Here is a 25,552-nt window from a genome sequence, read left to right on the forward strand (position 1 = left end):
CCCCTTTTTTACTGATTCTTTTTCTCTTCGTCCGTCAGGTAGCGCACCTTACGGGTATAGTCCTGCCCTTTGAACAGCAATTTGTTATCCGGCGATTCCAGATACTTCTGCCATTCGGAAAGCGGGAAACCCCCGTGCGCGCCAATCACCTCTTTCGGCACAACGGCTTCCTGACCGCCGATCTTCTTGGATACCGGCCAGTTCATCCAGTCGCCCAGGTTAACCGTTTTAACATCCAGCATGTCCAGCAGCGCAGCGAGCGGCAACTGATCGGTCGGCGGCTGCGTGTCGTCCATCAGCTCCCAGGTATCCTGGAACAGCGTCAGCCACAGCGGGCAAATGCGACGCCAGGTCTTTTTGGTTGCGGCAAGAAACGCGCCGTTAACGTGATCGACCAGATACGGGCGCACCGTTTCTTTGTAATAGGCCGGCACTTTTTCTGCGGGGGCGCCGTCCAGCTTGGCAATCATTTTGCCCTGACGGAAGCTGGAGTAGATGTGCATATCGGCCATGTTGATCTGGGGCATCTTCAGCAGGTTGAGATCGGAGTCGATCATCAATACGCCTTCTCCGCGCGCCTGAAGCGGAGCGTTAAGCTTCACCAGACGGCTGAGGTAGATCTGCTTATAGCGGTACCCCTCTTCACGTTTTGGCAGCGTGAGGGTCACAACGCGGGTTTTTGGCGGCAGCTCGCCGAAAGCGGATTCAGGCTGATCGCTGACGATAACAATCTCGCTGACGTCGGTGGCGTAACGCTCTGCAAAGGTCGCTGATAATAACGCCTCTTCGACGAAATCCGCGCCCGTACAAGGGATCACGATGGAATCAACCGCAACGAGATCGCGCGTGACCGGAAGGGAAGCGTACGGAATGTTATGACGCCCGGTAATGTGGCGGTAGCGAGCATTCAGGAATTTAAACATGTTCTTCTCGTTTGGTTATTGCGCGCCAAGAACGGCCTCGACACCGTTAACATAGCTTTCAATGGCATACACGTTGCAGACATTCTGGTGCGCGGCTGCGGCGAGCCGGGCGCGCAGAGCAGGATCCTGCCAGATATTATCCAGATGTTGAGCAAGTTGCGACACATCGCTCCACGGGAACAGCAGCCCGGTCGACTCATGGTCGATCAATTCTGCCGTGCCGGTTACCTTTGAGCCAATCACCGGGATATTCAGCAGCATTGCCTCCAGCACGACGCGGGGCAAACCTTCGCTCTTCGAAGCCAGAATAAACGCGTCAAAGGTGGCGAGATAGTCAAAAGGCGTGTTCTGGAAACCGGTAAAAATGATGTGCTCAGCAATCCCCAGCGCGTCAGCCTGCGCCGTCAGCGCGCCGCGTTCAGCCCCTTCACCGACCAGCACCATCTTCCATTTTACCTGCGGATGCTTCTGGCTGAACTGGGCCAGCGCCTCCAGAGTATGGTGGTTGGACTTGCGAGGGATAAGCGACCCAATGCTGCCGAACACAAAGGTGTCGTCATCGATGTTCAGACGCTGGCGCATGGCGCGTCGATCGGGCAAAGGCTGGTGGATGTCGATGGCGTTGTTGACCGTGGTACACAGCTCGGGCCGGACGCCATGCTGAAGAAGCACGCGTTCAACGCCGTGCGAGACGGCGATGATTTTTGTGGCGTGGGCATTCACCAGCTTCACCAGCGGCGGGGTCAGCACCGGTTCAATCCGGCAATGCTGAATTATCCGCGCATGCAGGTTCGCGCCCGCGAGATACCCTTCTTCGTTAGAGCCCGGCTGGTTGTTCATGTACAGCGTATCGAAACCGCCTTCCCGAAAAATCGTCTCGATCTTGCTGACGTTGGGCCGGATGCGCCAGAGCGTGTCAATATGTCGGGTAAACGCCTTGCGGGCGCTGCGCGAGAAAAACAGCAGGCTGCGGCCCAGCTCTTTCGCAACCTTCGCCCATCCGGGCTGCTTTTGCTGCGGAATGACAATTAAAGGGATGCCAATGCCGTTCAACACCTGGCCGATGGTTTGTCCTTCGGCCCGGCTGTAATCACTGTAAAAACAACAGGTAATATCGAACTTCTCGCGGTTAATCCGCTTCAGAAGCTCGAGCATGCTGTTGGTGCCTCCTCCCCACTCTTTACCGGTATCGAGGAGCAGAATTTTGTGTCGCTGTGGCATCTTTCTACCTTAATCGCCTGTCACTGGGATTGGTTCGCTGAGACTTTTTTACCCCATCCCTGCCACTGGTGCTGGAAGTACTGCACCAGCGTACTCTGGCCCACGCTTTCGCTGATGACCGCAAAGAAGCGGGTTGCATGCACCGGCTCGAGCGGCTTTTTCAGCGCGCAGTTCTTCACGCCGCGGAACGGATTACGCGGCTGCGTTGCCGGAGGTTGAGCGCTTTCCGGACGAGACGTGTCAACCTGCGGTTCATTGAGCAGATCGCTCGGGCGTACCAGCGTGATATCGGCGGGTAAGGTCGGCAGCATTTGCTGCAAAACGCGAACGGTAGACGGATGCGGGTGCCCGATGGCAATCGCCGAACCGTTACGACGCGCCAGCTGTACCGCGCGGTTGAACTGAACGCGGATATCCGCTTCGTTCTGGGAGTCGTCCAGGAAGACTTTGCGCTTGATGACCTTCACCCCCGTACCCTGAGCGGCACGCATCGCCTGGCTGTTGCCAATGGTCATGCTGTCGAGGAAATAGAGATTGTAACGCTCCAGCGCCTGCATCACCTTCAGCATACCGTACAGGCTGGAGGTCATCGCGCTACCCATATGGTTGTTCAGACCCACGGCATACGGCACCTTGTTGTAGGCGTCGCGGATGATGCGTTCGATCTCATCGCTGCTCATATCCGGGCGCAGGGTGTCTTTTTCCAGCGGCTGCTTGCTGAGCGGTGCCATCGGAAGATGGATGAGGACCTGGTGGCCGCTATTGTGCGCTTTGGTCGCCATTTCATGCGCGTGAGGCGCATTCGGCAGGACGGCGACGGAGATGGCTGACGGCATCGCCAGCACCTGATTTTCATAGTGTGGTCGATAACCGAAGTCATCAATCACGATGGCGAGTTTACCTGCATATACCGGTGCAGCCAGCGCCAGTGCGCTGACGACGGAGAGAACCATTCGACGAAATTGAAGCAAAACTTATCTTCCCAACCACGGCTGTGGATTGACCGCCTGACCCTGACGACGAATTTCGAAATAGAGTGACGGGCGGCCCTGACCGCCACTGCTGCCCACAAGGGCGATGGGTTGGCCGGCGCGCACCTGGGTGCCGACGCTGACCAGCGCGCTCTGGTTGTAGCCGTAAAGACTCATGTCACCTTTACCATGCTCGACCACCACCACCAGCCCGTAACCCTGCAGCCAGTCGGCCAGGATCACGCGGCCATCGGCGATGGCTTTCACTTCGCTACCTTCAGACGCACCGATAACGATCCCTTTCCAACGTAGCTCACCCTGCAGCTGTTCGCCATAGCGATGCAGAATAGTGCCGCGAACGGGCCAGTAGGCCTGACCGCGCGGGGAACCCAGACCGCCGGTACGCGACATCAGGGAGCGTTCGCTTTCGCTTGGCTTGTAGGTGGTCCCTTTGCGGGAGGCTTCCTGCTGCTTGTCGCGAACCGCCTGCGCCTCGCGGGCCTCTTTTTCGGCGCGCGCCTTCGCTGCGGCTTCCGCACGGGCAATGCTGTTACGCAGTTTTGATTCGTTGGCGCGCATTTCGCTCAGCTGGCTCTGTCCTGCCTGAATGGAGGACTCAAGACCCGACAGCGTTTTCTTGCGCTCGTTACGGGCCTGCTCAAGTTTTGCCTGCTGCGCTTTTTGTTCGTAGAGCAACGTCTGCTGCTGGCTCTGCTTCTCTTCCAGCTCCGCTTTTTGGGTGGAAACCTCTTCACGCGTTTGTTTCAGCTGTGCAATGGTCTCCTGACGCGCCTGGTTCAGATAGCCGAAATAGGCCTGCAGACGTTGGCCGCGCTGGCTCTCTTCACCGCTGAGGATCAGCTGGAGTCCGGTATGCTCACCCTGGCGGAATGCGGCATCCAGCTGTGCTGCGAGGTTGCGCTCCTGCGCATCACGCTGGCGCTCCAGTTTGGCAATCGACGCATTCATCTCGTCGATCTGTTTGTTCAACTGGGTGAGGGTGTTTTGCGTTTCACGGAGTTTACGTGCGGCAGCGGAGATGGCCTCTTCCTGCTGCTTAAGCTGGGCGAGAAGGGTGGCGCGCTGCTGTTGCTGCTGGCGTACCGCACGCTCTTTGGCGGCGATATCGGCCTGAATGGATTTCAGCTGGTCGCGGTCATCCGCGTGGGCGGATGCGGCGCACAGCAATACGCCAGCGCTGAGTGCGCTGGCGCAAAGCAGAGGTCTGACTGATAGCCTAAGCGGCTTCACGACCCATGTGATTGAAAAAATCGCCTTTCCCCTCATGGGGAGCGATTATTCCACGATGAACAGCGGCTTACCAGTCATCTCTTCAGGGATCGGCATACCCATCAGCGACAACATGGTTGGCGCGATGTCGGAAAGCTTGCCGCCTTCTACTGCTTTCAGTGATTTATCACCCACATAAATCAGTGGAACAGGCAGGTTGGTATGGGCGGTGTGCGCCTGACCGGTTGCCGGGTCACGCATCTGCTCGGCGTTACCGTGGTCAGCGGTGATCAGCAGCTGGCCGCCAACGGACTCAACCGCTTTCGCAACCTGCTCAACGCAGTGGTCCAGCGCTTCAACCGCCTTCACTGCCGCTTCCATTACGCCGGTATGGCCGACCATGTCGCCGTTCGGGTAGTTACAGATGATGGTGTCGTACTTGCCGCTTTCGATGGCCGCGACCAGTTTTTCAGTCAATTCCGCAGAGCTCATCTCTGGCTGCAGATCGTAAGTCGCAACTTTCGGCGAGTTGATCAGAATGCGCTCTTCGCCTTTGAACGGCTCTTCAACGCCGCCGTTAAAGAAGAAGGTCACGTGCGCGTATTTTTCCGTTTCGGAAATACGCAGCTGCGTTTTGTCGTTCTTCGCCATCCACTCACCGAAGGTGTTAGCCAGCGAGGCTGGTGGGTACGCGCACGGCGCTTTGATGTCTGCCGCGTATTCGGTCAGCTGGATGAAGTCGATGTTAACCACTTTCTTACGGGCAAAACCGTCGAAGTCGCTGTTGACGAACGCACGGGTGATTTCGCGCGCGCGGTCAGCGCGGAAGTTCATAAAGATCAGCGCATCGCCATCTTCCATTGCGGCATCGGCCTGGCCTTCAGCGCGGATCACGCTCGCTTTCACGAATTCGTCGTTTTCATCACGCGCGTAAGCGGCTTCAAGTGCTTCAACCGCAGTCGGGAACTGGAATTCCCCTTTTGCCAGAGTCATCAGGTCATAGGCCTGTTCAACGCGATCCCAGCGGTTGTCGCGGTCCATAGCGTAGTAACGGCCAATGATGGAGGCCACGCGGCCTTTGCCCAGCGCAGCGAATTTGTCTTCGAAAGCTTTCAGGGACCCTTCTGCGCTGCGCGGTGGCGTGTCGCGACCGTCCAGGAAGGCGTGCAGGTAGATTTTTTCCGCACCGCGTTCAGCGGCCAGTTCAACCATCGCCATGATGTGATCTTCGTGGCTGTGCACGCCGCCTGCGGAAAGCAGACCCATGATGTGCACCGCTTTACCTGCCGCAACGGCTTTATCTACCGCACCGCAGAGAACCGGGTTAGCGAAGAAGGTGCGTTCTTTGATTTCGACGTCCAGACGGGTCAGATCCTGATACACGATACGACCCGCGCCGAGGTTAACGTGGCCAACTTCGGAGTTGCCCATCTGGCGATCCGGCAGGCCCACTTCCAGACCGGATGCGTCAATCAGGGTATGCGGACGTTTTGCCCACAGTGCATCCATGACCGGGGTTTTTGCGTTGAAAATAGCGTTATCCTGGCTATCTTCACGGTAGCCATAGCCATCCAGAATCACCAGTACCATAGGTTTTTTAGAAACCGACATTGCAACAACCTCATGCTCAAGAGTCAAAATTTGCGTAATTTTACTACAGCTGAATCGATCAAATAGCCGCAGAAGATCAAAGAAAACGCGGGGGCAAGATGCTGACCGGACCATTTTGAGGCATTTTTTTAGGTGGCATGCCGCAGAAAATGGATTAGGTTATGGTCGCTGGCTGTATTTGCCAGAACGCACAGGTATACTCCTGTCCTGGTTTTTTTATCACTTAGTCGGGAGTAGTTACCCTCCATGCAAGAAATTATGCAATTCGTTAGCCGCCATCCGGTACTGAGCATCGCGTGGATTGGCCTGCTGGCTGCTGTGCTGTTCACCACATTTAAGAGCCTGACGTCTAAGATTAAGGTTATCACCCGTGGTGAAGCGACGCGTCTGATTAACAAAGAAGATGCCGTCGTTGTCGATCTGCGTCAGCGTGACGATTTCCGTAAAGGTCACATTGCCGGCGCAATCAACCTGTTGCCAGCTGAAATCAAAGCCAACAACGTTGGTGAGCTTGAGAAATACAAAGCCCAGCCCATTATCGTTGTGGATGCGACCGGTATGCAGGCGCAGGAATCTGCCAGCGCGCTTTACAAAGCGGGCTTCGAAAACGTAACGGTACTGAAAGAAGGGATTTCCGGCTGGAGCGGGGAAAATCTTCCTTTGGTTCGCGGTAAATAAGGAGTTCAGTCATGGCCAATATTGAGATCTACACCAAAGCGACGTGCCCGTTCTGCCACCGTGCGAAAGCGCTGCTGAGCAGCAAAGGCGTCACGTTCCAGGAACTGCCGATCGACGGTGACGCGATCAAACGCGAAGAGATGATCCAACGTAGTGGTCGTACGACGGTTCCGCAGATTTTTATTGATGCGCAGCACATTGGCGGCTGTGATGACTTGTATGCGCTCGACGCCCGTGGTGGACTCGATCCGCTGCTGAGCTAAGAGACTTTAGGACAATTAAAAAGGGTATTTCCATGTCAGAACAAAACAACACCGAAATGACTTTCCAGATCCAGCGTATCTACACCAAGGATGTCTCTTTCGAAGCGCCAAATGCGCCGCACGTTTTCCAGAAAGACTGGCAGCCAGAGGTTAAACTTGATCTGGATACCGCATCCACCCAGCTGGCGGATGACGTGTATGAAGTCGTACTGCGTGTGACCGTGACCGCCTCTCTGGGCGAAGAAACTGCATTCCTGTGCGAAGTACAGCAGGGCGGTATCTTCTCCATCGGCGGCATCGAAGGCAACCAGATGGCGCATTGCCTGGGTGCATACTGCCCGAACATCCTGTTCCCGTATGCCCGTGAATGCATCACCAGCCTGGTTTCTCGCGGTACATTCCCGCAACTGAACCTTGCGCCAGTGAACTTTGATGCGCTGTTCATGAACTATCTGCAGCAGCAGGCTGGCGAAGGTGCCGAACAACATCAGGATGCCTGATGAGCACTGTTAATGCGTCAATGACTGTGATCGGTGCCGGCTCATACGGCACCGCTCTTGCCATCACGCTGGCAAGAAATGGTCACGACGTGGTCCTGTGGGGCCACGATCCAAAACATATCGCCACGCTGCAGCGCGACCGTTGCAATGTGGCGTTTCTCCCGGACGTTCCGTTCCCTGACACCCTGCACCTGGAAAGCGATCTTGCAACCGCGCTGGCGGCCAGCCGCAACATTTTGATTGTGGTGCCAAGCCATGTCTTTGGCGACGTGCTGAATCAGATCAAGCCGCTGATGCGCCCGGATGCGCGTATCGTCTGGGCGACCAAAGGGCTGGAAGCGGAAACCGGACGTCTGCTGCAGGACGTTGCCCGCGAAGCGCTGGGGGATGAGATCCCGCTGGCGGTCATCTCAGGGCCGACCTTTGCCAAAGAGCTGGCTGCGGGCCTGCCGACGGCGATCTCGCTGGCATCCACCGATCAGGCCTTCTCCGACGATCTCCAGCAATTGCTGCACTGCGGCAAGAGCTTCCGCGTCTACAGCAACCCCGATTTTATCGGCGTGCAGTTGGGTGGCGCGGTGAAGAACGTGATTGCCATCGGGGCCGGGATGTCTGACGGTATTGGCTTTGGCGCCAACGCGCGTACGGCGTTGATTACCCGCGGCTTAACCGAGATGTCCCGTCTGGGCGAAGCGCTGGGTGCCGACCCGGCCACCTTTATGGGGATGGCGGGTCTGGGGGATCTGGTGCTGACCTGTACCGATAACCAGTCGCGTAACCGCCGCTTTGGCATGATGCTCGGACAGGGCAGCGATGTAAAAAGCGCGCAAGAGAAGATTGGACAGGTGGTGGAAGGCTACCGCAATACCAAAGAAGTCCGCGAGTTGGCGCACCGTTTCGGTGTCGAAATGCCAATAACCGAGGAAATTTATCAGGTATTGTATTGCGGAAAAAATGCGCGCGAGGCAGCATTGACCTTATTGGGTCGTGCGCGCAAGGACGAGCGCAGCAGTAACTAGTCGGAACCGTTGTCACCTGAATGACCCAGCCAGCGCAGAACTGGCTGGTCATTAACTATCGTCTGGAGCAAGCAATGCCGTGTGAAGAACTGGATATCGTCTGGAATAATATTAAAGCCGAAGCCCGCGCTTTGGCCGACTGTGAGCCTATGCTGGCCAGTTTCTATCACGCGACGCTACTCAAGCACGAAAACCTCGGCAGCGCCCTGAGCTATATGCTCGCCAATAAGCTGGCTTCCTCCATTATGCCTGCTATCGCCATTCGTGAGGTGGTGGAAGAGGCTTACGCCGCTGACCCGGAAATGATTGCGTCTGCCGCCTGCGACATTCAGGCCGTGCGCACCCGTGACCCGGCGGTCGATAAATATTCTACGCCGCTGCTGTACCTGAAAGGCTTCCACGCGCTGCAGGCGTACCGCATTGGCCACTGGCTGTGGAATGAAGGCCGCCGCGCGCTGGCGATCTTCCTGCAAAACCAGGTTTCCGTGACGTTTCAGGTTGATATTCACCCGGCGGCGAAGATTGGCCGCGGGATCATGCTCGACCACGCCACCGGGATCGTTGTCGGGGAAACGGCGGTGATTGAAGACGACGTCTCGATCCTGCAGTCGGTTACCCTGGGCGGTACCGGGAAAACCAGCGGCGATCGCCACCCGAAAATTCGTGAAGGGGTGATGATTGGCGCGGGGGCTAAAATCCTCGGCAATATCGAAGTCGGGCGCGGCGCGAAGATCGGCGCGGGGTCGGTTGTGCTCCAGCCCGTGCCGCCGCACACCACCGCCGCTGGCGTACCGGCGCGCATCGTTGGTAAGCCAGACAGCGATAAGCCGTCGATGGATATGGATCAGCACTTCAACGGCATTCACCATACCTTCGAGTATGGTGACGGCATTTAACTTCTGAGAATGGCGCCCGGGTAACCCAGCTGGCGCCAGGCTTCATACACCACCACCGACACCGCGTTCGACAGATTCATGCTGCGGCTGTCCGGCATCATCGGAATACGGATTTTCTGCTCAGCGGGCAGGGCATCCAGGATCGTGGCCGGTAGACCGCGGGTTTCCGGGCCAAACATCAGATAGTCACCCTCCTGATAGCTCACGGCGCTGTGCGCTGGCGTGCCTTTGGTGGTAAGGGCGAACATGCGCTGCGGCTTCTCTGCTTCCAGAAACGCGGCGTAATCGTGATGGCGAACCACGGCGGTAAATTCATGGTAATCCAGCCCCGCGCGGCGCAGGCGTTTGTCGTCCCACGTAAAGCCCATCGGCTCGATGATGTGCAGACGAAAACCGGTGTTGGCGCACAGGCGGATGATATTGCCGGTGTTCGGCGGAATTTCTGGTTCGAATAAAACGATGTTAAGCATGCTGCCCCCTTAATTGCGGGGGCAGAATAGCAGAAAAGAGAGGAACTACGCGACGCCGGGTTCCTGCGAGCGGCTGTACAGCATTTTGTAGACGGTTGCCGCCGCGGCTAGCAGGGCGGGCACGCTGAGGATCATTAAAATACTGTCTGCCTGCCACTGCATGGAAAGAAGCTGGGCGCTGGTCATGGTTCCCGCCACGCCGCCAAAGCGGCCGATGCCCTGCATCCAGGCGATGCCCGTCGCGCGGCACTCGGTAGGGTAAAAGGTGGCCGCGAGGGTTTGCATGCCCGACTGCGCGCCGTTCATCGCGATCCCCATCAGGAAAATCAGCCCGCCAAACAGGGCGATATGGTTATGCTCAAGGCCAAGCAAAAGAATCAGGCCCATCGTCAGCACAAAACCACCTGCGACCACCTTGTGCGCTTCCCAGCGGTCCATCATCCAGCCCGCGAGCAGAATGCCTGCGGTGCCGCCAAAGGTAAACAGCGAGGTGAGCCAGGCGGATTCCGCCAGGGCATAACCCATCCCCTGCATCAGCGTCGGCATCCAGCTAAGCAGGACGTAGTAAATCACCAGCCCCATAAAATAAGTCACCCACAGCATCAGGGTGCCGGGTAGCCAGGGCATGGAAAACAGCTGCCCCACGCTTCCTTTTTTAGACGCGGCTTTCTCTTCCGCCAGGAAAAAGCCCGTAACGCTCTCCAGCGTGCTGCGGCTGAACCGGCTGGCAATGCGGCGAACCTGCGCGACGTCTTTCCCGCGCTGCACCAGAAACTTCACCGATTCCGGCAGCAGCAGCGCCAGCAGCACGGTTAAAATCAGCGGCGCAATCGCGCCGGTCAGCAGCACGCTTCGCCAACCGTGGTGGGGAATAAGCCAGGAAGAGATCGCCCCGCCGCCCGCTGCACCCAGAGGGAAGCCGCAGTACATGGTATTAATCGCCATGGCGCGGCAGCGCTGGGGGGCGAACTCTGAGATCAGCGTGATGGCGTTTGGCATGGCGGCGCCGAGCCCGAGACCCGTCAGAAAGCGCCAGAGCGTCAGGGTATTCAGGCTTTGCGCCCAGGCCGTACCCAGGCTCGCCAGGCCGAAGAACAGGCACGAGAAGACCAGCACGCGCTTGCGTCCCATCCGGTCCGATACCGGACCTGCAATAAGGGCTCCCAGCGACAGCCCCAGCAGCGCCGCACTCAGCACCGGCCCCAAATCCTGCTTATGGATCCCCCATTCTGCCGACAGCGTAGGCGCGATGTAGCCCATCGCTGCCGTATCAAAACCATCGATCGCCAGAACCAGAAAGCCCAGCACGATAAGAAGCCAGTGAAACCCTGAAAAAGGACTCTCGTCGATCACCTGCTGAATATCCACCTTACCTGAATAGGTCATACGCTCCCCTCCGATGTGATGTTGTTTTTGTGTTCTTGTATTTGCTTGTCTATACAATTGCGAACGGGAGGGATGTGTCAAATTTTCTTATCCAGAATGTTACGCAGGTGTTATTTTCGACAAAAAAAAGCGCCCGAGGGGGAAATCGGACGCATGGAAAAGGTGGGGTAACGGGAGAGGATCAGGCCGCGTCGCCATGTGACAGCGGAGCCAGCGCCGCCGGCAGTTTACTCAGCTCCTGAACCAGCGAATCCTTGCTGATTTCACTGATCGACTTCGCGCCGGTCAGGGTCATCGCCACCTTCATCTCTTTCTCGATCAGGTTCAGCAGGTTTGCCACACCTGCCTGACCGGCCGTCGCCAGGGCGTAAAGATATGCGCGTCCCAGCAGCACGCTGTCGGCACCCAGCGCAATCATGCGCACTACGTCCAGCCCGTTGCGGATCCCGCTGTCGGCCAGTATCGCGATATCCCCTTTTACCGCATCGGCAATGGCCGGCAGGGCGCGGGCGGAAGAGAGCACGCCGTCGAGCTGACGTCCGCCGTGGTTAGAGACCACAATCCCGTCTGCACCAAAGCGTACCGCATCGCGGGCATCTTCCGGGTCGAGGATCCCTTTGATCACCATCGGGCCGTCCCAGAATTCGCGGATCCACTCCAGGTCTTTCCACGAGATCGACGGATCGAAGTTGTTCGCCAGCCAGCCGATGTAATCCTCCAGCCCGGTCGGTTTGCCAAGGTAGGCCGAGATATTCCCCAGATCGTGCGGACGGCCGTTCAGACCCACATCCCACGCCCACTGCGGATGCGTAACCGCCTGCCAGTAGCGGCGCATCGCGGCGTTCGGGCCGCTCATGCCGGAGTGGGCATCACGGTAGCGCGCGCCGGGGGTCGGCATATCAACGGTAAAGACCAGCGTGGAGCAGCCCGCCGCTTTAGCGCGCTCCAGGGCGTTACGCATAAAGCCGCGATCGCGCAGGACGTACAGCTGGAACCACATCGGGCGCTTGATGGTCGGGGCGACCTCTTCAATCGGACAGACCGAGACGGTAGACAGGGTAAACGGAATGCCTTTAGCATCTGCCGCGGCGGCGGCCTGCACTTCGCCCCGGCGGGCATACATGCCGCATAAGCCGACAGGTGCGAGCGCGACGGGCATGGAGAGCGTTTCGTTAAACAGCTTCGTCTCAAGGCTCAGGTCAGACATATTCTTCAGCACGCGCTGGCGCAGGGCCACTTCTGACAGATCCTCCACGTTGCGGCGCAGGGTGTATTCGGCATACGCCCCACCGTCGATGTAGTGGAACAGGAACGGCGGCAAAATGCGCTGCGCCGCGGCGCGGTAGTCACTGGCTGCTGAAATAATCATGCTTTGTTCTCCCTGGAAATATCACTTTCGCCAGGCAGACGGGTAATACGCGCCTGTCGGGCCTGGTCTTCATCAAATCGTTTAATGGTGGTGTGCACGAAGCCGAGATGCGCCATCATCGCCTTGCGCGCGGTTTCGGCATCGCCGGCCAGAATGGCGTTGAGCACCGCCTCGTGCTGTTCGGTCAGCTGGGCAAAGACCGGCGGGACCAGATACATGCGCTGGCGGCTCTGCTTCACGGAGGATTGCAGCAGGTCGAAGAATCCGCGCATGGTCTGGAGCAGCACCACGTTGTGCGACGCCTCGGCGATTGCCAGATGGAAACGCACGTCCGCCTGGGAGGCGATGTCCGGGTCGCTGCTTTGCGTGGCTTCGAAGCAGGCTTTGAGCTTCTCTTTGTCGGCTTCGGTTGCCCGCATCGCTGCGTGCCATGCGGTACTGGTTTCGATGGCGTGACGCGCTTCAAGGATGTCGAAGCTGTAGTCCGGGTCGTTTTCCAGCAGCGTCTTCAGCGGCTGAACGATGTTTTGCTCGGACCAGTCATCATGCTGCCAGCGCACAAAGGTGCCGCCGCCGCGACGGCTCACCAGTACGCCTTCGCTGACCAGCGTCGCCAGCGCCTCGCGCAATGAGTTACGCGATACGCCAAGCCGGGCGGCAAGCTGGCGCTCGGCGGGCAATTTCATGCCCGCTTCCAGCTGTTGTTCTTCAATCAGCGCCCGCACGCGAGAGGCAATCTCGTCGGACAGGCGTCTGGGCATCACTATCATGGGATCATCCAGGTTAAGACATAGGCCTGCAGGGTGGTGATCACGCCCACCATGCAGGTGAATATCAGGCTGTGTTTAACGGTAAAGCGGAACAGGTCCGACTCTTTGCCTACCAGTCCCACCGCGGCACAGGCAATGGCGATGGACTGCGGGGAGATCATTTTGCCGGTCACGCCGCCGGTGGTGTTCGCGGCGACCAGCAGCACGTCCGACACGCCAATCTGCTGCGCAGCCGTCGCCTGCAGGGCGGCAAACAGGGCGTTAGACGAGGTATCTGAACCCGTCAGGAACACCCCCAGCCAGCCGAGGAACGGCGAGAAGAAGGTGAACGCGTGTCCGGTGTGGGCCAGCGCTAACGCCAGCGTCGACGACAGGCCGGAGTAGTTCGAGATAAACGCGAACGCCAGCACCATGCCGATGGAGTAGATCGGCAGCAACAGCTCTTTAATCGTTGCCGCAAAAGTCTGTACCGCGGCGGCAGGCTTCATGCGCAGCCACACCACGGAAAGGAGTGCCGCAAACAGGATGGCCGTACCGGTGGCGGAGAACCAGTCAAACTTAAACACTGCCGCATACGGGGTGGCGGCGTGCACGACCGGCGGCATACGGGCAACCATCTTGTCGAGGAACGGCACGGAGATGTTAATCACCATGTCGTACAGCGCGCCGCCGGGAGCGAACAGCGCTTTAAACGGCGGTATGCTCCACAGCGTCACGGTAGCGGTCAGGAACAGGAACGGCGACCAGGCGCGGACGATCTGTCCTGCGGTATAGCCGGTGCGGGCGAGGGTCTGATCCACGTGCGACGCCCCCATGTCGGCAAAACGGAAGATGCGCACCGGCTGCCAGCGTTTCAGGAACAGCGTCAGACAGACCAGCGACACCAGGGAAGAGATAATGTCCGGCAGTTCCGGGCCAAGGAAGTTTGAGCTGAGATATTGGGCAATCGCGAACGAACCGCCCGCCACCATCACAGCAGGCCAGGTCTCCTTCACGCCGCGCCAGCCATCCATAATCGCCATGATCCAGAACAGCACGATAATGGTCAGGAACGGCAGCTGGCGGCCAACCATCTGACCAATCTCAAAGCTGTCCAGACCGGTCACCTGACCCGCGACCAGAATCGGAATCCCCATCGCGCCAAACGCCACCGGTGCGGTGTTCACAATCAGGCACAGGCCCGCGGCATACAGCGGGTTAAAGCCCAGACCCACCAGCAGCGCGGCGGTGATCGCCACCGGTGCGCCAAAACCTGCCGCGCCTTCCAGAAACGCCCCGAAGGAGAAGCCGACAATCAGCATCTGCAGGCGCTGGTCAGCCGTGATGGAGAGAATCGACGAACGAATGATGTCGAACTGCCCGGTCTTTACCGAGATTTTATAGACAAAAACCGCGGCGATGATGATCCACGCAATCGGCCACAGGCCGTAGAAGAAACCGTAGACGACGGAGGCCAGCGCGCGGTCGACCGGCATTTTGTAGAAGAACAGCGCCACCAGCAGGGCGATGGCGACGGTGTACGTCGCGGCAAGGTAGCCCTTCAGCTTGAGCTTAATCAGCGCAAAGAAGAAGAACAGGATCGGTAGCGATGCGATCAGGCTCGACAGCCAGATATTGCCGGCCGGGTCGTAGTTTTGTTGCCAGAGGCTCATGCAGGTCTCCTGGGGACCAGACAGCCTGTGCTGCGGGTGAGTCTCCGCTCAACTCTGCGTCACAAACTGTGTAAGAGTGGTCCTGCCAATATTGTGTTGTAGGGTTAATGACAATGAATGGTTAACCAGATGTTATGGAGTGGCAATGGTTTTGTGAGCGCAAATAATGGAATTGTGAACCGGGGGAGGATTGATTGCGCTATTGGTTGGACCAATTCACGCGAAGGGGAAAAGAACAGGCCGGGTAAGCGCAGCGCCACCCGGCATGAAATCAGAATGCGGTCTTACAAAAACCCGTCATCTCTTTGAGGCCCATTTCGCGGCCAAGCTCGGTCATCGGGTGCACCACCACCAGACCACGGACGCTTTTCTTCAGCTTGCCCATGTCAGCCTGCTCTTTTTTGGTGATCGCGCGGCGGTGCGGCATGTTCATCAGCTTCTGCGCTTCTTTGCTCAACTTCTGGCCTTTCACTTCGCGCAGGCGCTCAATCTCCGCTTCCAGCTTCACGGACTCTTTTTCCAGTTCGGCATATTTCTCGGCGGAATCAACCAGAGACAGGCCAGCCATCTGGTGACGGATCAGATCCAGACGGTCGCTCAGGCGTTTAATTTCGTTCTTTTCGACTTCTTTCATGACAATTGACTCTAAATCGGGGGAATTACAGGGAAGGATACACCAATGTGAACGGGCTTACTTCTGAAACGCTTTTTTTAAGCTGATTTTAGAAATCAGCTCAGTCAGGGAGAGGACCATAGTGGAACGGACAACCTGTTGATAACGCAGCTTTTGCATAGCGTACAGCTCAGGGTCGCTGTTATCAAAATGAGGAGCAGGGGGCAGGGCGGCCACGCAGTGCAACTCGCCGAAGGGCCCCAGGATCTCATCATCGGTAAAAGTGTACTCATTACCGTCATGATTGAGCTCTTCGCGCAGCGCCATTAACAGTTCAGCGTCTTCATACTCCTGGCGGTTGAGCACGCCAAGACCATAAATCAGCTTCAGACGCACCGACAGATCGCCCAGCGGTCCGTCTCCGTCCAGTAACGGTTCTACAGCGTACTTTACCGCGTAGTCGTCTTTGCGAAACACCTGAAGCACCAGAATGTTCACCGCCTCGGTTAACAGCTCGACGGCGGCAATCAGGAAACTTCGTACGGTTTTGCCAGCATTCAGACGCTCAAGCACACGATTTTCAAAGGCCTGGGTTTGTTCCATTATTGCCTGCATATCTGACAATCTGTTATTCGGGCGCAGGCTTACCTGCGCCGGATTCTGAATCATTTGGTTGCGTTGTATGCGTTAACCGCCTCCGCAACCACGTCGCTGCTGGCGTCCAGACCGGAAATCTGCGCCAGCGCAGCCTGCGCGCCTTTGTCATCAATCAGCTGAGCCAGCTCAATCGCCTGCGGGTCCTGCTCGCTGCGGTAGTGCATCGCGGCAGCAATTCCTTTCACCAGGTTGGCGTGCGGCAGACCGTATTCCAGCGTGCCCAGCAGCGGCTTAATCAGGCGGTCGCCCGCGCTCAGCTTACGCAGAGGCTGACGGCCCACGCGCTCAACGTCATCTTTCAGATACGGGTTTTCAAAACGACCGAGGATTTTCTGGATGTATGCTGCGTGTTTATCAGCATCAAAACCGTAGCGTTTGATCAGCACCGCGCCGCTCTCTTCCATTGCCCCTTTCACCACCGCGCGGATCTGCTCATCGAGGATCGCGTCGCGAATGGTCTGATGACCGGCCAACTTTCCGAGGTACGCGGTTATAGCATGCCCGGTGTTCAGCGTGAAGAGTTTGCGTTCGACAAATGCCATCAGGTTATCAGTGAGTTCCATTCCCGGAATGGTCGGCAGCGCGCCCTTGAACTGAGTTTTATCGACGATCCACTCGCTGAAGGTTTCAACAGTGACTTCCAGCGGATCGTTGGTGGCGGATTCGGACGGCGGAACGATACGGTCTACAGCGGAATCCACAAACCCGACGTGCGCTTCAACCCAGGCTTTATCTTCCTCAGCCACGGCCGCCATAACGTGACCTTTCAGCTGCGTGGTGCCGCGCACCATGTTTTCACAGGCGATGATGTTCAGCGGTGTTTCAATGCCCTGTGCTTTACGCTTCTTCAGGCCTTTCGCGACCGCAGGAGCAATACGTTCAAGCACCACCGGACCCACGGCGGTGGTCACCAGATCAACGCTGGCGATCAGGTCAATCACGTCGTCGCCGATGCTGCTGACCGCGTTGACGCCAGAGACGGTTTCAACCTGTTCGTTTTCACCCACCACATGAACCTGATAGCTATGACGGGCATTCAGGGCATCCAGAACCACCTGATTCACATCGGCGAATGTCAGGGTAATGCCCGCGTCTGCCAGCAGTTTACCGATAAAGCCACGACCGATATTACCTGCGCCAAAATGTAATGCTTTCATAGTGTTAACCTTCATCAATGTTTTTACCCGAGAGGGCTGGGGTGAGGAACGTTTCCCCCTCACCCTAGCCCTCTCCCCGAAGGGGAGAGGGAAGAGGCGCTGCTATTTGTTGAGCAGGGCCAGAACTTCTTCAACGCTTTCAGTTTGTGCCAGGCGCTCGATGACGGACTCATCATCCAGCGCGTTGGTCAGGCTGGTAATCACCTGAATATGCTCGTTGTTGCGAGCGGCGATACCAATCACCAGACGGGCGATGTCGTCCTCTTCTTCACCGAAGCGCACGCCGTCAGGATACTGACAGAACACCACGCCGGTTTTCAGCACGCGGTCTTTCGCTTCAACCGTACCGTGCGGAACCGCGATGGATTCACCCAGGTAGGTTGGCGTCAGTTTTTCACGTTCCAGCATCGCGTCAACGTATTCTGGCTGAACGTAGCCGCCCTTCACCAGCTGTTCACCGGCAAAGCGAATCGCCTCTTCTTTGGTGCTCGCGGTACGGCCGAGGAAGATGTTCTCCGCGCCCAGCTTAAACAGGTGAGCGTTGCTCTCGTCAAAGCTGTCCTGCAGGCTGGTGCGCACTTTCACTTCGTTGTCTTCGTGGCGCTGCGCGGCAACCAGACGTTCGGTCAGGCTGGTGTACAGGCCGCTGTCCAGGAAGTTGGTCAGCGAGATGTGCTGTGCCTGCGGTACCTGACGCATAGCGCGCTCGGTCAGATCGCGGTGCGTGATGACCAGGTCAACGTCCGGCGGCAGGTTGTTAATCGCGCTGTTGGTTACGGAGATGTTGGTCAGGCCCGCATCCTGCACTTTCTTACGCAGCACGCCGGCACCCATTGCGCTGGAACCCATACCGGCGTCGCAGGCAACGATGATTTTACGCACGTGGCTCAGGTCGTTAGAAACATCGCCAGCCGCCAGTGGGGTCGCACCTTTGGATTCGGCTTTCATGTCGTGCATACGACGGGTTGCCGCTTCGATATCGTCGTCTTCTTTCACCTTGCTGGTTTTCAGCAGGATAGAAGAGACCACGAAGGAGACCGCCATCGCCGCACAGATCGCCGCGATGTTCGCGAAGTACGCGCCTTTCGGCGTCATCGCCAGCACCGCCAGGATAGAGCCTGGAGAAGCAGGGGAGACCAGACCGCCGCCCAGCACGCTCAGGGTGAACACACCAGTCATACCGCCGAGGATAACGGCCAGGATCAGACGTGGGTTCATCAGCACGTACGGGAAGTAAATTTCGTGGATACCGCCCAGGAAGTGGATGATAGCCGCGCCGCCAGCAGACTGCTTCGCGCTGCCGCGACCAAAGAACATGTACGCCAGCAGAACGCCCATACCCGGACCCGGGTTCGCTTCAATCAGGAAGAAGATGGACTTGCCGAGATCGTGAGACTGCTGAATACCCAGCGGCGAGAAGATACCGTGGTTAATGGCGTTGTTCAGGAACAGGATTTTCGCCGGTTCAACGAAGATAGACGCCAGCGGCAGCATGTCGTGCGCCACCATGAAGTTAACGCCCGCCGCCAGCAGTTTGGACAGCACTTCAACAGCCGGACCAATGCCGAGGAACGCCAGAATCGCGAGGATCATCCCGATGATGCCCGCAGAGAAGTTGTTCACCAGCATTTCGAAGCCGGACTTGATCTTGCCATCAACCCAGACGTCGAATTTCTTAATCGCCCAGCCGCCCAGAGGACCGGCAATCATCGCACCGAGGAACATCGGCATATCCGCACCGACGATCACGCCCATGGTTGTGATGGCACCCACGACGCCACCACGGTCACCGCCCACCAGACGACCACCGGTATAACCGATGAGCAGCGGCAGGAGATAGGTAATCATTGGGCCAACAAGTTTCGCCAGCGTTTCGTTAGGCAACCACCCTGTCGGAATGAACAATGCGGTGATAATACCCCACGCGATAAACGCGCCGATATTTGGCATCACCATGTTGCTGAGGAAACGACCAAAGCTTTGAACTTTGATCTTGAAATCGGATGACATAAAACACCCCTTCTTCTGTTTACGCTTAGGCTTGCGGCCCGAGGTTTATTGTTAATGAGGCGGCAGAGGTAGCCGGACCCTGTTCTGATGCTGTGAAATCTGGCACTGAATCGTTCAACTGTCCAGATAGCGGAATTTTGTGTGATGTATGTCACGTAAATGTAGGGGGTATGGCGTTGAATGAAGTGATCTGAGTCACAAAACAGGTGAGTAAAAAAAATACGATGGCGAAAAATAGAGCAAAAACCACCTCTTTATGTGATTGATATCACATTTTGTTTTTGCGGGTTTGTTTCTGGATTGTGACTGGTTTCACAAAATATTTTTATGCGGATTTCTCCGACTGCGATCGGCGTCAGGACGGCCTCGAGTAACACGGAAAGCTAATAAAACAGTTTTCATATGTAGTATGGCGGAAAGTTGAAACCTGAATGACGCTCATAATGTAAGGTTGAGTATATTATTATTCAGGATATATTTTGACACGCTTATAAACTTGCGTGGAGATATTATAAAAACCGATACTCCCCGGCTCTGAAATAATCAGTGTGCCTTTTAAATTTAAAAATAAATTAATTAGGCTGCGTGCTGTTTTATTAATGTAATGAGTTGACGTTGTTTAAGTGAGGAGACTATGTTTCTCAACTATTTCGCGCTGGGCGTGTTGATTTTTGTATTTCTGGTTCTTTTTTACGGAATCATCGCCATCCATGACATCCCCTATAATATGGCTAAAAAGCGTAATCATCCCCATGCCGATGCTATTCATACGGCAGGCTGGATCAGCCTGTTTACGCTCCATGCCATCTGGCCGTTCCTGTGGATTTGGGCCACGCTGTACCGCGAAGATCGCGGCTGGGGCATGCAGAACCACATTACTAAGCCTGATGAGGTTCCGGGGATGGATGCGCTGGCCAAACGCGTGGCCGAGTTAGAACACAAGCTGGCAGCGGTTCAGCCCTCTGATGATAAAAACACGCTGGAGCGCTAATCATGGATCTGTTGATTATTCTGACCTATGTGGCATTTGCCTGGGCAATCTTTAAAATATTCCGTATTCCGGTAAATCAGTGGACGCTTGCTACCGCGACGTTAGGCGGAGTGTTTATTGTTGCCGGACTCATTCTGCTAATGAACTATAACCATCCGTATACCTTTACGGCGCAAAAAGCGGTAATTTCCATTCCGATTACGCCGCAGGTCACGGGGGTGGTTACTGAAGTGACCGATAAAAATAACCAGCTCATTAAAAAAGGCGAAGTGTTATTTAAACTGGATCCGGGCCGCTATCAGGCGCGCGTCGACAGACTGAAGGCGGACCTGGTGACAGCGACGCACAATATCGACACTCTGAAAGCGCAGCTTTCGGAAGCGGTTGCCAATACGACACGCGTCTCCGCTGAGCGCGATCGACTATATAAAGATTATCAGCGCTACCTCAAAGGCAGCCAGGCGAAGGTGAATCCGTTCTCTGAAAGCGATATTGATAACGCGCGGCAGAACTATCTGGCGCAGGATGCCATGGTGAAAGGCTCCGTTGCTGAGCAGACGCAGATTCAAAGCCAGCTGGACAGCATGGTGAACGGCGAGCAGTCGCAGATTGCCTCGTTACGCGCCCAGCTTGCTGAAGCAAAATACAACCTCGATCAGACCGTGGTGCGCGCGCCGAGCAATGGCTATATCACCCAGGTGCTGATTCGTCCGGGAACCTATGCCGCCGCGCTGCCGCTGCGCCCGGTGATGGTCTTCATTCCTGAACAGAAGCGCCAGATTGTGGCCCAGTTCCGTCAGAACTCGCTGCTGCGTCTGAAGCCGGGCGATGAAGCGGAAGTGGTATTTAACGCGCTGCCGGGCCAGGTGTTCACCGGTAAGCTCACCAGCGTTCTGCCTGTGGTGCCGGGCGGGTCGTATCAGGCGCAGGGTGCCTTGCAGGCACTGACCGTTGCGCCGGGTACGGATGGGGTACAGGCGCTGATTGAACTGGAGCCTAACGCCGACGTCGATGCTTTGCCGGACGGTATTTATGCCCAGGTGGCGGTCTATTCGGATCATTTCGCCCACGTCTCGGTGATGCGTAAAGTGCTGCTGCGTATGACCAGCTGGATGCACTACCTCTATCTCGATCACTAATCCTTCCGGGGCGGGAATGCGACACGCATATCTGCCCTTTTTTCATCGCTTGATCCATACTGACTTTTTCCCGGCATCAAGGATCAGGCAATGAAACTCATCGGTAGCTACACCAGTCCCTTCGTGCGAAAAATCTCGATTCTCCTGCTGGAGAAAGGGATTGAATTTGAATTCGTTAATGAACAGCCCTACAACGCCAAAAACGGCGTCGCGCAGTATAACCCGCTGGGGAAAGTTCCGGCGCTGGTGACGGACGAGGGCGAATACTGGTTCGATTCCCCCATTATTGCGGAGTATATCGAGCTGCTGGGCATTGCCCCGGCAATGCTGCCGTCTGACCCTAAAGCGGCGCTGGCGGTGAAGCAAATTGAAGCCCTGGCCGACGGCATTATGGATGCAGCACTCACCTCCGTTCGCGAGCAGGCAAGGCCCGCCGCCCAGCAGTCAGAAAGCGAGCTGCTGCGCCAGCGGGAAAAAATCAGCCGCAGTCTGGATATGTGTGAAAAGCTTATCCGGGAGGGCAAGATCCACACCGACAGCCTGGACCTGGCAACCATCGCCATCGCCTGCGCCATCGGCTATCTCAACTTCCGCCGGGTGTCCCCTGGCTGGTGCGTTGACCGTCCGCTGCTGGTGAAACTCGCAGAAACGCTCTTTAGCCGCGAGAGCTTTGCCCGCACCGAACCGCCAAAGGCTTGACGCGGGTTATAACACTTCGGCGTCGGAGGCGGTACAATCCCTCCACATGTTAACTCCCTCTCCCGTCGGGAGGGGGGAAGATATTTACTCGCCAGGCGCTTTCATGACTACTCATCATTCGCTGTACAGCCAGATCCCCGCGACCGACCGACTTCTTCGCGAGCCCCGCATTCACGCTGCCGTTGAGCGCTTCGGCCATACCGCGACGGTGGAGATGTTACGTCTGCTTCAGGATGAAGCCCGAGGCCATATCCAGGCCGAAAACGCCTTGCCCGACTGGTGTGCTGCGTGGGAGCAGGAAGTTGAGTATCGGCTGGGTGAGAAGGCGCAAAGCGCGTTACGCCCGGTGGTCAACCTGACGGGGACCGTGTTGCACACCAACCTGGGACGCGCCCAGCAGGCGGAAGAGGCGGTGGCTGCGGTCGTGCAGGCCATGCGCTCGCCGGTGACGCTGGAGTACGATCTGGACGGCGCCGGGCGCGGGCATCGCGATCGCGCGCTGGCGGATCTGCTCTGCCAGCTAACCGGTGCGGAAGATGCCTGCATTGTGAATAACAACGCGGCGGCGGTGCTGCTGATGCTGGCGGCGACCGCGAGCGGCAGAGAGGTGGTGGTGTCCCGCGGCGAGCTGGTGGAGATTGGCGGGGCGTTTCGCATCCCGGACGTGATGCGCCAGGCGGGCTGCACGCTGCATGAAGTGGGTACGACTAACCGTACCCATGCGAAAGATTATCGCGCGGCGGTGAATGAAAACACCGCCCTGCTGATGAAGGTCCACACCAGCAATTATCATATTGAAGGCTTCACCAAAACGGTTGAAGAGGCCGAGCTGGCGGCGATTGGGCGCGAGCTGAATATTCCGGTGATTGCCGATCTCGGCAGCGGTTCGCTGGTGGATCTCAGCCAGTACGGGCTGCCTGAAGAGCCGATGCCGCAACAGATGATTGCCGCGGGCGTGAGCCTGGTCAGCTTTTCCGGCGACAAACTACTGGGCGGGCCGCAGGCCGGAATTATCGTCGGCAAGCGCGAGCTGATTGCGCAGCTGCAGCTGCACCCGCTCAAACGCGCCCTGCGCGCCGATAAAATGACGCTTGCCGCGCTGGAGGCGACGCTGCGGCTCTATCTCCATCCGGAAAAACTGGCTGACCGCCTGCCCACGCTGCGTCTGTTAAGCCGGGATGCCGCCTCGATTCGCGCTCAGGCCGAACTGCTGCTGCCGCGCGTTGCCCCGCACTACCCCGATTTTGACGTTCGCATTGAGCCCTGCCAGTCGCAAATTGGCAGCGGTTCGCTGCCGGTGGACAGGCTGCCGAGTCAAGCGCTCACTTTCACCCCGCGTGACGGGCGCGGTAGCCGCCTTGAGGCCCTGTCGTTGCGCTGGCGTGGCCTGCCGACGCCGGTTATCGGACGGATTTACGACGGCCGCATGTGGCTGGATCTGCGCTGCCTTGAAGATGAAGAGCGATTTCTGGAGATGTTGTTGAAATGATTATTGCCACCGCCGGTCACGTCGACCACGGAAAAACCACGTTACTGCAGGCAATTACCGGCATAAACGCCGATCGTCTGCCGGAAGAGAAAAAGCGCGGCATGACCATCGATCTTGGCTATGCCTACTGGCCCCAGCCCGATGGCCGCGTGCTGGGCTTTATTGATGTTCCGGGGCATGAAAAATTTCTTTCCAACATGCTGGCGGGCGTGGGGGGCATCGATCATGCCCTGCTTGTGGTGGCCTGCGATGACGGCGTGATGGCGCAAACCCGTGAGCATCTGGCGATCCTCCAGCTGACAGGCAACCCGCAGCTGACCGTGGCGCTGACTAAAGCCGATCGCGTTGACGACGCGCGCGTCAGCGAGGTGCGCGAAGCGGTGCAGGCGACCTTACGGGAATATGGTTTTGCCGATGCACCGCTTTTTGTCACCGTAGCGACAGAAGGGCGCGGTATCGGCGAACTTCGCTACCATTTGCAGCAGCTTTCGTCGCGAGACCACGCCAGCCATCACCGCTTCCGTCTGGCGATTGACCGGGCGTTTACCGTCAAAGGCGCGGGGCTGGTGGTCACCGGTACGGCGTTAAGCGGTGAAGTGAAGGTGGGCGATAGCCTCTGGCTGACGGGCGTTAATAAACCGATGCGCGTGCGCGGCTTACATGCGCAAAATCAGCCTGCGGAGCACGCCCACGCCGGGCAGCGGATCGCGCTCAACATTGCCGGGGATGCGGAAAAAGAGCAGCTTAACCGCGGCGACTGGCTGCTGGCCGACGCCCCGCCCGAGCCGTCTGAACGCGTCATCGTCTCCCTGCAGACAAACGTCCCGCTGACTCAATGGCAGCCGCTGCATATTCACCACGCGGCCAGCCATATCACCGGGCGCGTGTCCCTGCTGGAAAACGATCTTGCCGAACTGGTTTTTGATTCGCCGCTCTGGCTGGCGGATGACGACCGTCTGGTACTGCGGGACATTTCCGCACGGGAAACGCTGGCCGGGGCGCGGGTAGTGACGCTGAACCCGCCGCGACGCGGCAAGCGTAAGCCTGAATACCTGCAATGGCTGGCTGCGCTTGCGCAGGCTCAGGATGATAACGCCGCGCTGCGGGTGCATCTTGAGCGCGGGGCCGTGAGCCTGAGTGATTTTGCATGGGCACGCCAGCTGAGCGGCGAAGGGTTGCATCAGCTGACCCAACAGCCGGGCTTTATTCAGGCCGGCAACAGCCTGCTCGATGCGCCGGTTGCGGCAAACTGGCAGCGTAAGATCCTGAACACGCTCGCCACTTACCATGAACAGCATCAGGATGAACCCGGTCCTGGTCGTGAGCGCCTGCGACGCATGGCGCTGCCGATGGAAGACGATGCGCTGGTGCTGCTGCTGATTGAAAACATGCGCGAAAGCGGGGTGATTAAAAGCCATCACGGCTGGCTGCACCTGCCGGATCACAAAGCCGGGTTCACCGCAGAACAGGAGGCAATCTGGCAAAAAGTGGCCCCGCTGTTTGGCGATGAACCCTGGTGGGTTCGCGATCTGGCGCGTGAAACGAATACCGACGAGCAGGTGATGCGCCAGGTATTGCGCCATGCGGCGCAGCAGGGGCTGATAGTCGCGATCGTGAAAGATCGTTATTACCGTAACGATCGCATTGTGGCGTTTGCTAACCTGATCCGCGAACTGGATCAGGCGCGCGGCTCCACCTGCGCAGCCGATTTCCGCGACCGGCTGAACGTTGGCCGCAAGCTGGCGATCCAGATCCTGGAATATTTCAACCGCATCGGTTTTACGCGTCGCCGGGGTAATGACCATCTGCTTCGCGACGCGCAGTTGTTCCCCTGAGCG

The 25,552-nt window shown here is 57.6% G+C and carries 24 protein-coding genes; 10 read left to right on the forward strand and 14 right to left on the reverse strand.

Annotated elements, in window-relative coordinates:
• Positions 1-8: 8 nt before the first annotated feature.
• From APT89_RS07530 to gpmM, 5 genes are read right to left on the reverse strand one after another with little or no spacing between them, the layout of a single operon-like run.
• Entirely contained in the window at positions 9-923 is a 915-nt protein-coding gene (locus APT89_RS07530; RefSeq protein WP_045260055.1) for a hypothetical protein, read from the reverse strand.
• Between the two features lie 15 nt (positions 924-938).
• Complete coding sequence (locus tag APT89_RS07535) at positions 939-2,144, reverse strand: glycosyltransferase (protein WP_060572002.1); 1,206 nt, start codon at positions 2,142-2,144, stop codon at positions 939-941.
• A gap of 20 nt (positions 2,145-2,164) precedes the next feature.
• A complete protein-coding gene (locus APT89_RS07540; RefSeq protein WP_045630248.1) occupies positions 2,165-3,115 on the reverse strand; it encodes a divergent polysaccharide deacetylase family protein in 951 nt (316 codons plus the stop codon).
• A 3-nt stretch (positions 3,116-3,118) separates the two neighbouring features.
• Positions 3,119-4,378, reverse strand: coding sequence for a murein hydrolase activator EnvC (gene envC, locus APT89_RS07545; RefSeq protein WP_231940812.1), 1,260 nt, complete (start codon positions 4,376-4,378; stop codon positions 3,119-3,121).
• Positions 4,379-4,411: 33 nt separating this feature from the next.
• Complete coding sequence (gene gpmM, locus APT89_RS07550) at positions 4,412-5,956, reverse strand: 2,3-bisphosphoglycerate-independent phosphoglycerate mutase (RefSeq protein WP_028015036.1); 1,545 nt, start codon at positions 5,954-5,956, stop codon at positions 4,412-4,414.
• A 246-nt stretch (positions 5,957-6,202) separates the two neighbouring features.
• Here gpmM and APT89_RS07555 point away from each other — a divergent pair, with 246 nt between their 5' ends.
• The 5 genes from APT89_RS07555 to cysE all read left to right on the forward strand — a co-directional run bounded on the left by APT89_RS07555 (position 6,203) and on the right by cysE (position 9,312).
• The gene (locus APT89_RS07555) at positions 6,203-6,634 is read left to right on the forward strand and encodes a rhodanese-like domain-containing protein (RefSeq protein WP_041911651.1); all 432 of its coding nucleotides are present in this window, start codon (positions 6,203-6,205) and stop codon (positions 6,632-6,634) included.
• An 11-nt stretch (positions 6,635-6,645) separates the two neighbouring features.
• Positions 6,646-6,897 (forward strand): glutaredoxin 3, encoded by a 252-nt coding sequence (gene grxC / locus APT89_RS07560; RefSeq protein WP_028015037.1) that lies wholly within the window; start codon positions 6,646-6,648, stop codon positions 6,895-6,897.
• A gap of 32 nt (positions 6,898-6,929) precedes the next feature.
• Positions 6,930-7,397 carry a protein-export chaperone SecB gene (gene secB, locus APT89_RS07565; RefSeq protein ID WP_003860835.1) on the forward strand — a complete coding sequence of 156 codons (468 nt, stop codon included), beginning with the start codon at positions 6,930-6,932 and terminating at the stop codon, positions 7,395-7,397.
• Positions 7,397-8,416, forward strand: a complete 1,020-nt coding sequence (gpsA, locus tag APT89_RS07570; protein ID WP_045630251.1) for an NAD(P)H-dependent glycerol-3-phosphate dehydrogenase — start codon at positions 7,397-7,399, stop codon at positions 8,414-8,416. Before secB ends, gpsA begins: the two co-directional genes overlap by 1 nt.
• A gap of 74 nt (positions 8,417-8,490) precedes the next feature.
• The gene (cysE, locus tag APT89_RS07575) at positions 8,491-9,312 is read left to right on the forward strand and encodes a serine O-acetyltransferase (RefSeq protein WP_008502718.1); all 822 of its coding nucleotides are present in this window, start codon (positions 8,491-8,493) and stop codon (positions 9,310-9,312) included.
• On the opposite strand, the gene trmL is transcribed toward cysE, so the two are convergent.
• The 9 genes from trmL to APT89_RS07620 form a co-directional block, all read right to left on the reverse strand.
• Complete coding sequence (gene trmL, locus APT89_RS07580) at positions 9,309-9,782, reverse strand: tRNA (uridine(34)/cytosine(34)/5-carboxymethylaminomethyluridine(34)-2'-O)-methyltransferase TrmL (RefSeq protein ID WP_028015039.1); 474 nt, start codon at positions 9,780-9,782, stop codon at positions 9,309-9,311. The genes cysE and trmL overlap by 4 nt on opposite strands.
• A gap of 45 nt (positions 9,783-9,827) precedes the next feature.
• The gene (locus tag APT89_RS07585) at positions 9,828-11,168 is read right to left on the reverse strand and encodes an MFS transporter (RefSeq protein ID WP_041911649.1); all 1,341 of its coding nucleotides are present in this window, start codon (positions 11,166-11,168) and stop codon (positions 9,828-9,830) included.
• 181 nt (positions 11,169-11,349) lie between these two features.
• Positions 11,350-12,537, reverse strand: a complete 1,188-nt coding sequence (gene lldD, locus APT89_RS07590) for a quinone-dependent L-lactate dehydrogenase (protein WP_041911648.1) — start codon at positions 12,535-12,537, stop codon at positions 11,350-11,352.
• Positions 12,534-13,307, reverse strand: a complete 774-nt coding sequence (gene lldR, locus APT89_RS07595) for a transcriptional regulator LldR (protein ID WP_041911647.1) — start codon at positions 13,305-13,307, stop codon at positions 12,534-12,536. Before lldR ends, lldD begins: the two co-directional genes overlap by 4 nt.
• The gene (lldP, locus tag APT89_RS07600) at positions 13,304-14,959 is read right to left on the reverse strand and encodes an L-lactate permease (protein WP_060572003.1); all 1,656 of its coding nucleotides are present in this window, start codon (positions 14,957-14,959) and stop codon (positions 13,304-13,306) included. Before lldP ends, lldR begins: the two co-directional genes overlap by 4 nt.
• A 271-nt stretch (positions 14,960-15,230) precedes the next feature.
• A complete protein-coding gene (locus APT89_RS07605; protein WP_015572767.1) occupies positions 15,231-15,593 on the reverse strand; it encodes a YibL family ribosome-associated protein in 363 nt (120 codons plus the stop codon).
• Between the two features lie 57 nt (positions 15,594-15,650).
• Positions 15,651-16,241, reverse strand: coding sequence for a mannitol operon repressor MtlR (gene mtlR / locus APT89_RS07610; protein WP_041911645.1), 591 nt, complete (start codon positions 16,239-16,241; stop codon positions 15,651-15,653).
• Positions 16,238-17,386, reverse strand: coding sequence for a mannitol-1-phosphate 5-dehydrogenase (gene mtlD / locus APT89_RS07615; RefSeq protein WP_045630257.1), 1,149 nt, complete (start codon positions 17,384-17,386; stop codon positions 16,238-16,240). The genes mtlR and mtlD overlap by 4 nt, the downstream gene beginning before the upstream one ends.
• Positions 17,387-17,488: 102 nt before the next feature.
• On the reverse strand, positions 17,489-19,396 hold the full coding sequence (locus APT89_RS07620; protein ID WP_028015047.1) for a PTS mannitol transporter subunit IICBA: 1,908 nt from the start codon (positions 19,394-19,396) through the stop codon (positions 17,489-17,491).
• 634 nt (positions 19,397-20,030) lie between these two features.
• On the opposite strand from APT89_RS07620, the gene APT89_RS07625 reads away from it, so the two are divergent.
• The 5 genes from APT89_RS07625 (at position 20,031) to selB (ending at position 25,549) form a co-directional block, all read left to right on the forward strand.
• On the forward strand, positions 20,031-20,387 hold the full coding sequence (locus APT89_RS07625; RefSeq protein WP_028015048.1) for a DUF3302 domain-containing protein: 357 nt from the start codon (positions 20,031-20,033) through the stop codon (positions 20,385-20,387).
• A gap of 2 nt (positions 20,388-20,389) precedes the next feature.
• Complete coding sequence (locus APT89_RS07630) at positions 20,390-21,526, forward strand: HlyD family secretion protein (RefSeq protein WP_028015049.1); 1,137 nt, start codon at positions 20,390-20,392, stop codon at positions 21,524-21,526.
• 90 nt (positions 21,527-21,616) lie between these two features.
• Positions 21,617-22,225 (forward strand): glutathione S-transferase, encoded by a 609-nt coding sequence (locus tag APT89_RS07635; RefSeq protein WP_041911643.1) that lies wholly within the window; start codon positions 21,617-21,619, stop codon positions 22,223-22,225.
• 103 nt (positions 22,226-22,328) lie between these two features.
• Positions 22,329-23,714 (forward strand): L-seryl-tRNA(Sec) selenium transferase, encoded by a 1,386-nt coding sequence (selA, locus tag APT89_RS07640; protein WP_041911642.1) that lies wholly within the window; start codon positions 22,329-22,331, stop codon positions 23,712-23,714.
• Positions 23,711-25,549, forward strand: a complete 1,839-nt coding sequence (selB, locus tag APT89_RS07645; RefSeq protein ID WP_060572004.1) for a selenocysteine-specific translation elongation factor — start codon at positions 23,711-23,713, stop codon at positions 25,547-25,549. Before selA ends, selB begins: the two co-directional genes overlap by 4 nt.
• Positions 25,550-25,552 lie beyond the last annotated feature (3 nt).

It is taken from the genome of Enterobacter sp. 50588862, assembly GCF_001462935.1.
In the GTDB taxonomy this organism is placed as follows: domain Bacteria; phylum Pseudomonadota; class Gammaproteobacteria; order Enterobacterales; family Enterobacteriaceae; genus Enterobacter; species Enterobacter bugandensis.

Bases quoted from the DNA above. Each gene is read 5' to 3' on its own strand.
- APT89_RS07530 (WP_045260055.1), bottom strand. From the start codon at position 923: ATGTTTAAATTCCTGAATGCTCGCTACCGCCACATTACCGGGCGTCAT.
- APT89_RS07535 (WP_060572002.1), bottom strand. From the start codon at position 2,144: ATGCCACAGCGACACAAAATTCTGCTCCTCGATACCGGTAAAGAGTGG.
- gpmM (WP_028015036.1), bottom strand. From the start codon at position 5,956: ATGTCGGTTTCTAAAAAACCTATGGTACTGGTGATTCTGGATGGCTAT.
- APT89_RS07555 (WP_041911651.1), top strand. From the start codon at position 6,203: ATGCAAGAAATTATGCAATTCGTTAGCCGCCATCCGGTACTGAGCATC.
- grxC (WP_028015037.1), top strand. From the start codon at position 6,646: ATGGCCAATATTGAGATCTACACCAAAGCGACGTGCCCGTTCTGCCAC.
- secB (WP_003860835.1), top strand. From the start codon at position 6,930: ATGTCAGAACAAAACAACACCGAAATGACTTTCCAGATCCAGCGTATC.
- gpsA (WP_045630251.1), top strand. From the start codon at position 7,397: ATGAGCACTGTTAATGCGTCAATGACTGTGATCGGTGCCGGCTCATAC.
- cysE (WP_008502718.1), top strand. From the start codon at position 8,491: ATGCCGTGTGAAGAACTGGATATCGTCTGGAATAATATTAAAGCCGAA.
- trmL (WP_028015039.1), bottom strand. From the start codon at position 9,782: ATGCTTAACATCGTTTTATTCGAACCAGAAATTCCGCCGAACACCGGC.
- APT89_RS07585 (WP_041911649.1), bottom strand. From the start codon at position 11,168: ATGACCTATTCAGGTAAGGTGGATATTCAGCAGGTGATCGACGAGAGT.
- lldD (WP_041911648.1), bottom strand. From the start codon at position 12,537: ATGATTATTTCAGCAGCCAGTGACTACCGCGCCGCGGCGCAGCGCATT.
- lldR (WP_041911647.1), bottom strand. From the start codon at position 13,307: ATGATAGTGATGCCCAGACGCCTGTCCGACGAGATTGCCTCTCGCGTG.
- lldP (WP_060572003.1), bottom strand. From the start codon at position 14,959: ATGAGCCTCTGGCAACAAAACTACGACCCGGCCGGCAATATCTGGCTG.
- APT89_RS07605 (WP_015572767.1), bottom strand. From the start codon at position 15,593: ATGAAAGAAGTCGAAAAGAACGAAATTAAACGCCTGAGCGACCGTCTG.
- mtlR (WP_041911645.1), bottom strand. From the start codon at position 16,241: ATGATTCAGAATCCGGCGCAGGTAAGCCTGCGCCCGAATAACAGATTG.
- mtlD (WP_045630257.1), bottom strand. From the start codon at position 17,386: ATGAAAGCATTACATTTTGGCGCAGGTAATATCGGTCGTGGCTTTATC.
- APT89_RS07620 (WP_028015047.1), bottom strand. From the start codon at position 19,396: ATGTCATCCGATTTCAAGATCAAAGTTCAAAGCTTTGGTCGTTTCCTC.
- APT89_RS07625 (WP_028015048.1), top strand. From the start codon at position 20,031: ATGTTTCTCAACTATTTCGCGCTGGGCGTGTTGATTTTTGTATTTCTG.
- APT89_RS07630 (WP_028015049.1), top strand. From the start codon at position 20,390: ATGGATCTGTTGATTATTCTGACCTATGTGGCATTTGCCTGGGCAATC.
- APT89_RS07635 (WP_041911643.1), top strand. From the start codon at position 21,617: ATGAAACTCATCGGTAGCTACACCAGTCCCTTCGTGCGAAAAATCTCG.
- selA (WP_041911642.1), top strand. From the start codon at position 22,329: ATGACTACTCATCATTCGCTGTACAGCCAGATCCCCGCGACCGACCGA.
- selB (WP_060572004.1), top strand. From the start codon at position 23,711: ATGATTATTGCCACCGCCGGTCACGTCGACCACGGAAAAACCACGTTA.